Here is a 10142-nt window from a genome sequence, read left to right as displayed (position 1 = left end):
CATTTTTAGTCATTGCGATGTTCCTTTTGTTAATTGTTGATCGGCCAAGATCAATTAACAGGTTACATCGCAATGCTTTATCCTCATACACCAGAAACGACTATAGCTCTAAAGTAATAGGGAATAGTCAAAACGGTAGATACAAAGTTTTTATGGAAACGTTAGCTAACAGTGATGCAAACCGAAAAATAATTAAATATGCGAAAGGCCCTGCTAAAAATTTACCAACAGCAGAGACTAGCTTTACGCTAAGCTAATCAGACTTCCCAGAGTAAACCAATAAAAAAACCAGCAATTAAGCTGGTTTTTTTATTGTGTCTAACGGGCTGTTTAAGCAAGCATGCTCAAAAACAGACTAACCCCAAAAAATTAGCCTTGTGGGCGCATCGCAGGGAATAAAATCACGTCACGAATAGTATGAGTATTAGTGAATAACATCACTAAACGATCGATACCAATGCCTTGGCCTGCTGTTGGTGGCAGACCATGTTCAAGCGCGGTAATATAATCGGCATCATAAAACATAGCTTCATCATCACCCGCATCTTTGGCATCAACTTGTGCTTTAAAGCGATTAGCTTGATCTTCGGCATCGTTAAGCTCAGAGAAACCATTCGCCACTTCGCGGCCACCGATGAAAAATTCAAACCTATCCGTAATGAAATGATTGTCATCATTACGACGCGCCAGTGGAGAGATATCGGCAGGGTAACCGGTAATAAACGTCGGCTGCATTAATTGCGGCTCTGCCGTTTCACCAAAAATTTCTTCGAGTAATTGACCGCAAGTCCAGAACTTCTCGATAGTCATTCCTAAGCTTTTTGCCAAATCACGCATAAACTCAATATCTTTAACTTCTTCATAGCTCATAGACTGAATAGTGGTGTTATCTGGGTTATATTTCTTAATCGCATCTAACATGCTAAGACGCGTATAAGGGCCACCAAAATCAATGGTATGCTCGCCATAAGGTAATTGGGGTGAACCACAAAGATCGATAGCAATCGAGCTTAACATGTCTTCAGTTAAGTCCATTAAATCTTTGTAATCGGCATATGCCATATAGAATTCCATCATGGTGAATTCTGGATTATGACGTGGTGACAAACCTTCATTACGGAAGTTACGGTTAATTTCAAACACGCGCTCAAAACCACCCACAACCAAACGCTTTAAATAAAGCTCTGGGGCAACACGTAAATACATTTGAATATCTAAGGCATTATGGTGAGTTTCAAATGGGCGTGCCGATGCGCCACCAGGAATGGTATGCATCATTGGCGTTTCAACTTCCATGAACTCTTTTTTCACCATGAAATTACGAATAGCCGCAACCACTTTAGAGCGCATGATAAAGGCATCGCGAGAGTCTTGGTTGACGATTAAATCGACATAACGCTGACGATAACGCGTTTCTTGATCCGTCAATCCATGAAACTTTTCAGGTAATGGACGCAGAGCTTTGGTCAATAACTGATATTGTTCCATATTGACATAAAGATCGCCCTTACCCGATAAATGCAGTTGACCGGTGACACCGATGATGTCACCAATATCTAATCCTAGAAATTTGGCTTTTAGCTCTTTTTGTACCTCTTTCGCTGCATAAGCTTGAATACGGCCACTCACATCTTGCAGAACAAGAAATGGACCACGTTTAGCCATAATACGACCCGCGATACTGACTTGATGACCTAATGTTTCTAACGCTTCCTTGGTGTTGGTACCAAACTCAGCCTGTAAATCCGCGGCCTTATGTTTTCGCTCAAAATCATTTGGGTGACCATTGGCAGGACATTGAGTGCGAATGTGCTCAAGTTTGGCACGACGCTCAGCAATTAACTTATTCTCATCTTGTACTTGTTCAGTCATCTTCTTATCTCGTCAATGTTACAGATCACACCATATCAATGGATCAGGATTTACTCTTTTTACTACAACTCAAGGAAGTGCAGCGACAAGGCCTTTATGATTAATAGCTTAAAGGCCTGATTTAAGACTTGCTTCAATAAACTTATCTAAATCACCATCGAGTACACTCTGGGTGTTACGGTTCTCGACACCGGTTCTTAAATCTTTGATACGCGCATCATCTAGCACGTATGAACGAATTTGACTGCCCCAGCCGATATCCGATTTTGCATCTTCTGCTGCTTGTTTATCGGCATTTTGCTTCAGCATTTCCAATTCAAATAACTTGGCTTTTAACTGCTTCATGGCTGCATCACGGTTTTTATGCTGTGAGCGATCATTTTGGCATTGCACCACAGTGTTGGTTGGTATATGGGTAATACGAATAGCCGACTCTGTTTTGTTAACGTGTTGTCCACCCGCGCCCGAGGCACGGTAAGTATCAATTCTCAGATCCGAAGGATTAATATCGATTTCAATCGAGTCATCAATTTCTGGATACACAAACACAGAACAAAATGACGTATGACGCCTACCCGTTGAATCAAAAGGCGATTTACGTACTAAGCGATGCACACCCGTTTCAGTGCGTAACCAGCCAAAAGCATACTCTCCAGTAAACTTAATGGTAGCACCTTTAATACCCGCTACATCACCATCGGTCACTTCAATCAATTCAGGTTTAAACCCGTGAGCATCACCCCAGCGCAAAAACATACGCAGGACCATGTTGGCCCAATCTTGAGCCTCTGTGCCACCGGATCCCGATTGAATATCTAAATAACAATCGGCTACATCATGAGGGCCAGAAAACATACGGCGAAATTCGAGCTCTTCTAAACGCTTTTCAAGCTCATCGAGTTCACCCGAGGCTTCATTGAAGGTTTCTTCATCCCCTTCTTCAACCGCTAGCTCAACAAGCTCTTCCACATCGACGAGACCTGAGTCCATATCATCGATGGTTTTAACTACAGCCTCTAATGCCGAGCGTTCTTTACCCAGCGCCTGGGCATTATTGGGATCATTCCACACTTCAGCACTTTCAAGTTCACGGTTGACCTCTTCTAGACGCTCTTTCTTAGCATCATAGTCAAAGATACCCCCGAAGGAGTAAGGTGCGATCCGCAAGTTCTTTGGCTTTAAATTTTATCGGATTAACTTCAAACATTGGCTAGTCTACTTAAATTTAGGGTTACACGGATAGAAAACCGTCTATTTTAACCTAAGCAGATCATTAAACCTAGCGAGGAAAGAAAGAAATAAACAATAGTTTTAGGCCAATGTTAACGTTTCAATTGAAACGCGATAATACACGTTGATCTCAATAAACACATCACCCACTGCAAAACAAAAAGCACTCTAGCGTTAAAGGGATCCCATAGTTTATTCTGCTAATTGTTGATATAATTGATCGCAAGCTTGTTTAAAAGCCACCAAATCCATATCCACGCCTTTAATTTTGCATTTCATCATATCAGGAACAACCTGTGCAGGTGTTTTCAACGCATGGCCTTTATCGGTTAAGTTTAACACTCGCATGCGTTCATCCTCAGTACTTCTAGCACGAATAACCAGCCCCTTGCCTTCTAACCGCTTAAGTAAAGGCGTTAATGTCCCAGAGTCTAAATGCAGCTTCTCACCTAAAGTTTTCACGCTAATACCATCATTCTGCCAAAGCACTAGCATGGCTAAATATTGCGGATAGGTCAGATCAAGCTTTTCCAGTAAAGGTCGATACGCTCTTACCATCGCATTCGCGGCACTGTAGAGAGAAAAACAAATTTGATTATCTAAACTAAGCTGCTCATTTTTCGTCGTGTCAGACATGCGTCCTCCTTCACCATAATAAATACCCCTAATATAATTGCGCACAATCTAGTTAAGTTCAAGATAAAAACACCAAGACAAGAAATATTCTCCCTAAAGCTGAGGAAACAATCATTTTTTCATCCATTATGAAATGGAGTAAATTAAGTGAGATATTGCGAAATAATCACTTTATCTAGGTAAATTGGAATAAGACATGAATGGGATAGTAAGAGAGGGGGATGCTGCCCAAAACGGGCAGCTAAAAACAACGCTAGCACAACATATCAACTTACAAATAAACAGTATTATTCAATCAGTTTAAAATTAAAATCTAATTATTTATAATATCTATTCTTCAATATGACAAAGTGTGGGCAGTCCCGGACACTGCTCAGGCATGTCATCAATGGATACTTTTTCCGTCATAGGCACCGCTAAAGTAGCTGAACAAAATAATCCTGCGGCCATTAATAGAGTCACTTTTTTAATTAATGATGAAAATATCGTTTTCATATCGAATATCCTTTTTGTTATTACTATTATTTATATTCAAAGTAAGTAGCATTCAAAATAAGTTGCAACCTCACCATATAATATACAAACAAATGCTATATTATATTTTAAATTAACTTACTCGAATAATATCGCTATAAATTAAGTAGCACTTTAAATCGCACTAATTCAATGCCGCTACTATCTCGCTAAAACGTTAACAAAACAATAACTTTTAGCGTGCTATTTCATGTATTATGAGCTTTTAAACTAAAGTCACAAAATTGACACTATAAAAACACAAAAAATGACAAGATCCCCATAAAACCTCAGCCCATAAATGACCATATAACAATACCTACTCAAACAACCTAGTAAACATGAATGCCGTACAGGAGAGCCATATGAATAAGACGTAACTGAATAAGTTAACCATAAAAGAGCACATGATCATTAATCATCCATTAGCCATAATAAAATATGAGGAATATTAAAAAATAAATTAAGACGTTTATTAAAAAGGTAATTAAAGGATAAAAGAGTCATATCAACTAGTGGTATGTTGTTAGGTTTCACCTGCAATAATGAAAAGTCTAGCTTCACAAGTTTTCTGACACTAGGCAGCCAAATACAGGTTCTCAACGATTGCGGTCATAATTGACTCACACTTTAACCAATGCCTCCCTAGACTCCAATCATGCTAATTTAGAGCAGAAATCGATTAATATTAAAATGATATAGTTCGGATTTTCTCTTTCTTGAATTATACCAGAGTCGACCCGCTTCTTGATTAATAGCCATATTGAAGGTTATCGGTAAAAAATCAAACTCTTTTTGTTCATGCTTAAAGGTGGTTAAATTAAGTTCATTAAAGATCACCTTAATATAATCGGTATCCTGCCAGTACAAATAATCATTCATAATAAACACTAAATTATATAACTCACTGTTTAACTTGTAGCCCAATGCTTGCTGTTGACTATTTTGGTATAGAATCAGCTCAAAATCATCGTTCACTAATACATAACCCTCTCGATATTCGATAGCATCTTGATACCCCTTAAACAGTTCAGTAGTCTCACCTGTAGCAATATCAAAACGGTTCACGACCCAAATATCATATTGTTTGACGCCATAAATAATCGCCGCTTCATCTTTAGAAAAGCGAGCATAACTTATTCGCTGCTGTTTATTGGATAAAAATTGTTTATCACCTGTACTCAACGTTAAAAAAACTAAGCGCTTATCTTCTTTGTATAAAATCTTATTCCCATCTCGACTGGAGTATAAAAATCGAAGCTTATCTTTGACTTTCACTAACTCTGTATGCTCATTGGTCTGATAATCGAATTGACTAAGCACATAATGAGTTGCCGTTATACCAGTAAAAAAAGCCTTATCGTTATTATTTTGACCACCCATTAAGGTTAAATCGAGATCATCTTCAATAATGTTATCGGTCACAAACTCGCTAAACGGCAACGTTTTCGACACAAAGCGGTTGTCACTACTCTGACGACGTAATAAATATAAATTTTCATTACTCTTAGCCAGCTCCAGACCACGGAAGTTATAATCACCATTAAACACTTTAACCATATCGGTACTAATATCGAGACGATAAAGACCTCGATTACTCAAAACCGCTAACATATGTTCATTGAGCCACTCAAGATAATAGACTCTCTGTTCAAACCAGCGCCGATAGACCACCTTATTTAGCGGTAAGTCGATAATGCGTAATTCAGATTGATTATTCTCTGAATCAAGCCTTAATACCGCCAATTGCTGGCCATTATTAGAAAATCGCATTCTAAAATCCATAAAATTAGCTGACACTTTATCGGTCACAGGTACTATTTCTTTAGAACTAAAATTATAGCTGTAACCCGATATACCATCATCTTTATTAAGTTCCCCAGTAAAATATATTTTATTATCAATAGTGGGAGAAAAGCTTAAATCATATAAACCAAAATAATCTGTAATTAATGTACGACGAGCATACTCATTTGATGCTAAATCAAATTCAATTAAAGATGAACTGCCTTCAACATGATCGATATAATAGAACTTATCACCCGTTTTATTAAATGTTAAAGATAAAGGAAAAGTGACATTTTGCACGAGTTGCATGACTTTATTACTGGCCATGTCTTTTAAAAATATTTGGTAGCCCACACCTTCATCCAATTTCATGGCAAAAGCGGTTAACTGCTTATCATCATGCACAGCGACACCAATTTTATCCCCAGTCAATGTTTTTAAAAGATTGGTCTCATTCATCACCAATGATGCCTGTTCATCAATATGTTGAGTGCTGTTATCACGGCCATCATTATCAGCGTATAAAGCCTTATTTTCCACAACGGTCTTGCTATCGGGCGTGATATTGATTTCGTAAAAATAGACGAGATAGCTAAGCCCTGATACCAACAAAAGCAAGCTGCACACTAAAACGCTAGATTGCAATTGAGTTAATCTCTGCCAAAAAGACCGATTAACCGCTTTACTGCTAATAGCAATCTTCTCACCATCAACAATTGAGCCATGCCCTTTACTATCAAGATCATTGATATCGATTTTATTAATATCGTCTGTTTTTTGACTTTGATTGCTTTGCGAATTAATCGCTTGAGAGTAATTACTGAATGTCGTTGAAGGCGATACAAACTGTGGATCTTGTACTAATGAATTAACAGCATTAACGCTAATATCAGGAACGGGCGGAATACTCTTAATGGCTTTTTTATTTAAATCCACATGGCAAATTAATCGGTAGCCACGTTTAGAGAGTGATTTAATATATTTAGGTTCATTATGGTTATCATCAAATAATAAACGCAACTTGCTGATTATTTTTCGCACAGCCGCATCGGATACAAAACGCCCTTTCCAGACATTTTCATGCAGCTCAGTAATCGATATATGTCTTTGTCTATTTTCAACTAAGTACATGAGCACATCATAGACTTTAGGTTCTATCGCTTTTTCTTCATCGCCACAATGAAGCAGCATGGTTTCTCGATCTAAAAAATAATCGCCTAATTGCATCCCTGTACCTCAAAATTATACCTAAAACAAGCGGTATCTCTATGATTTAGTCGCATATGAAAGCACAAAATGCTATTTTTTTCAATTATCTAAAATTAAAATTGGTGATTATAATCATACGCATCAAAATTATACACTTTTATATAGCTAAAAAGAATAAGTAACTCATGCGCTATTTAAAACATCTGCATAAAGTTGAATAAAACCAAGCTATAACATGCCATAATTATTTTATGATAGGAATAATCATAACCATTGAGTTAAATATTAGCGGCAGCATAATAAAATAAGGTGACCGATTAATGGCATCGACTCTAATCTTATTAAATATTACCCGATCATTTAATATCAAATAGTGATATAACGAATACCAATAAAAGAGAACAACACAGGAGTAAGAATAAATTCACTATCTCCCATTATTTTCCTATATCCTTTGTCAGTATCAATAAGCAAAACAGAATAAACATTCGATTCATTATGCCTTTTACCTTTAAACAATTTCATATTGATGATTCCCATTGTGGTATGCCGGTTAGCACCGATGGCGTGTTATTGGGCGCGTGGGCAAAGCTCACACAAGCTCGCACAGTCTTGGATATTGGCGCAGGCAGCGGGCTATTGAGTTTAATGGCCGCCCAACGCAGTCAGGCCTATATTACGGCAATAGAACTGGATGATGATGCCATTAAAGCCTGTCAACACAATTTTAATGCATCCCTTTGGTCTGAAAGACTTATGGCTCATCATTGTGCCATCCAAGACTTTATCGCTGACCCCTTATCTTTTGAGCATATCATTTGCAATCCTCCTTATTTTACCAACGGGCCACAAGCACTATCAGCATCCCGCAGCGCTGCAAGACACACTGATACGCTCAATTTTGACGAATTACTCAGTGCAATAAAAAAATTACTCTCTCAAACCGGCACGGCCAGTCTTATTTTACCTTCCGTTAGCCTGCAATCTTTTCTGACATTATTGCCACGCCATCAACTCAACCTCCAGCAAATCGTAGATGTGGCGAGCGTTGAAGGAAAAAGCGTTAATCGACACCTCATTAGTTTAAACCATGTACCATCAAAGCTAGACTCTTTAAAAGCAGCTGATCAAATTGATGCCGCCGAAACAGTTGATGCTCTTTCATCCCCCCGCCATTCTCACCTCGATATTCGCACTAAAACAGGCCAATACACTAATATGATGCGAGAGCTTACCGAAGATTTTTATCTGAAGTTGTAGTCTTCACACTTTTAGATATCCTCTTCGAGAGAAGTATTTTCACTATAAGATTTAAGTTAGGCACGTTAGTCTATATAATGTGTCGCTGAAATATATTGGGACACCACACATGCTATTTGAAGATCTTGATCTTGACCCCTGTTTATTAGACTCACTTAAAGCGATGGGTCACGATAAACCAACTACGATACAACAAAAAACCATTCCTATGGGCTTAGAGCAACGCGACATTCTGGCTCGTGCGCCGACAGGAACAGGAAAAACGGCCAGTTTTCTGCTGCCTGCATTACAACATTTAATCGACTTCCCAAGACGCTTCAGCGGTCAAGCAAGAGTCTTAGTGCTTACCCCGACCCGTGAACTTGCCAGCCAAATTCACCGTTATGCGTCACATTTAGCCACTGATTTAGATCTTGATATCAGCATTATCACTGGTGGTGTTCCTTACGGACCTCAAGAAGAAGCCTTAAAAGGCAATGTGGATATTTTAGTTGCCACCCCCGGCCGTTTAATGGAATATTTGGATAAGGGTCATTTTAATGCCGAAGAAGTCGAAGTATTCGTCATTGATGAAGCCGATCGCATGCTCGATATGGGCTTCTCTTCCGCCGTTGAAACGCTCGCTATTGAATCTGTTGGCCGTAAACAAACCATGTTATTCTCTGCCACCTTAGAAGGCAGCGATGTTAACCGCTTCTCCATACAGCTGTTAACGAACCCCATAAGAATTGAAGCCGAAGCCCCCCGCAGTGAAAAAGCAAAAATTCATCAATGGATCCATATTGCAGATGATAAACAGCATAAATTTGCCATGCTGTGTCATTTATTGCGCCAAGAAGATGTCACACGCACTATCGTTTTTGTTAAAACGCGGGAAGCCGTTGCCAATCTTGAAGGGTTATTGCAACGAGAAAACATTAGTTGTAGTTTCATGCGCGGTGATATGGAGCAAAAGCAGCGCTTTCAAGCCTTAGGCCGTTTCACTAAAGGGGAAGTAAATGTACTCCTCGCCACAGATGTTGCGGCGCGAGGCATCGATGTCGATGATGTTTCCCATGTCATCAACTTCGATATGCCACGCTCAGCAGACACTTACGTGCACCGAATTGGTCGAACCGCTCGAGCGGGGGCTAAAGGGACAGCAATTTCATTGGTCGAAGCCCATGATATACGCGTCGTCGGTAAAATTGAACGTTATATCGAGCAACCTCTAAAACGTCGTTATATCAAAGATCTCAGGCCTAAAAATAAAGAAGCTAAACCACCAGGGAAAAAGAAAGTCACCTCAACAGAAAAAACGTTTAGCAAGAAAAACAAAAAGAAGAAAAAGAAATAAGTGCTGCTTGATTGTCAAAATAAGTAACAAAGAGTGATCTTAATCATACCTCACTCTTTGTTACAAGCGTATCTTGTCGTAAAGCAGCCCCAGCACACATTTATCCTCATCCAAACGAAAGTAAAAATATAACCAATATGATACTGAACGAATAATCATTTAAGTACCCGAGTATAAAATTACCAACAGTTAACTTACCTCCGGCAAAGCCGGAGGCTTATTTGGGTGACGCCCTAAAAGGGCTTAAGTCCGTGCCCAAGGCACTATCTACATTCCGAGTTTTAATTGATCCCGATGA

The 10142-nt window shown here is 38.9% G+C and carries 8 protein-coding genes; 3 read left to right on the top strand and 5 right to left on the bottom strand.

The genetic code is table 11. The features are described from left to right. The coding region (locus L2764_RS23875) for a hypothetical protein (RefSeq protein ID WP_248942872.1) at nt 1-257 on the top strand (257 nt) is incomplete at its 5' end. 112 nt (nt 258-369) lie between these two features. Here L2764_RS23875 and lysS read toward each other — a convergent pair. The 5 genes from lysS to L2764_RS23850 form a co-directional block, all read right to left on the bottom strand. After that, nucleotides 370-1872 (bottom strand): lysine--tRNA ligase, encoded by a 1503-nt coding sequence (lysS, locus tag L2764_RS23870; protein ID WP_248942870.1) that lies wholly within the window; start codon nt 1870-1872, stop codon nt 370-372. Nucleotides 1873-1980: 108 nt separating this feature from the next. Then, a protein-coding gene (gene prfB / locus L2764_RS23865) for a peptide chain release factor 2 (protein ID WP_248942868.1) occupies nt 1981-3079 on the bottom strand; the annotation gives its coding sequence in 2 pieces (ribosomal slippage) (nt 1981-3003 and nt 3005-3079; 1098 coding nt in all). A 215-nt stretch (nt 3080-3294) separates the two neighbouring features. Next, nucleotides 3295-3738, bottom strand: a complete 444-nt coding sequence (gene ohrR / locus L2764_RS23860) for a transcriptional regulator OhrR (protein ID WP_248942867.1) — start codon at nt 3736-3738, stop codon at nt 3295-3297. Nucleotides 3739-4068: 330 nt separating this feature from the next. Further along, nucleotides 4069-4233, bottom strand: coding sequence for a hypothetical protein (locus L2764_RS23855; RefSeq protein ID WP_248942865.1), 165 nt, complete (start codon nt 4231-4233; stop codon nt 4069-4071). A gap of 684 nt (nt 4234-4917) precedes the next feature. Continuing rightward, nucleotides 4918-7266: a winged helix-turn-helix domain-containing protein gene (locus L2764_RS23850; RefSeq protein ID WP_248942863.1), complete on the bottom strand. Its 2349-nt coding sequence runs from the start codon at nt 7264-7266 to the stop codon at nt 4918-4920. A gap of 480 nt (nt 7267-7746) precedes the next feature. Between L2764_RS23850 and L2764_RS23845 the strand changes: the two genes are divergently transcribed. Both L2764_RS23845 and srmB read left to right on the top strand, forming a co-directional pair. Then, nucleotides 7747-8508 carry a tRNA1(Val) (adenine(37)-N6)-methyltransferase gene (locus tag L2764_RS23845; protein ID WP_248942861.1) on the top strand — a complete coding sequence of 254 codons (762 nt, stop codon included), beginning with the start codon at nt 7747-7749 and terminating at the stop codon, nt 8506-8508. A 109-nt stretch (nt 8509-8617) separates the two neighbouring features. After that, nucleotides 8618-9844 carry an ATP-dependent RNA helicase SrmB gene (gene srmB, locus L2764_RS23840; RefSeq protein ID WP_248942860.1) on the top strand — a complete coding sequence of 409 codons (1227 nt, stop codon included), beginning with the start codon at nt 8618-8620 and terminating at the stop codon, nt 9842-9844. The last annotated feature ends 298 nt before the right edge of the window (nt 9845-10142 follow it).

The organism is Shewanella surugensis (assembly GCF_023284005.1).
Classification (GTDB): domain Bacteria; phylum Pseudomonadota; class Gammaproteobacteria; order Enterobacterales; family Shewanellaceae; genus Shewanella; species Shewanella surugensis.
Note: the sequence above shows the minus strand (reverse complement) of the source record. Positions and strands in the feature narration are given on the sequence as shown.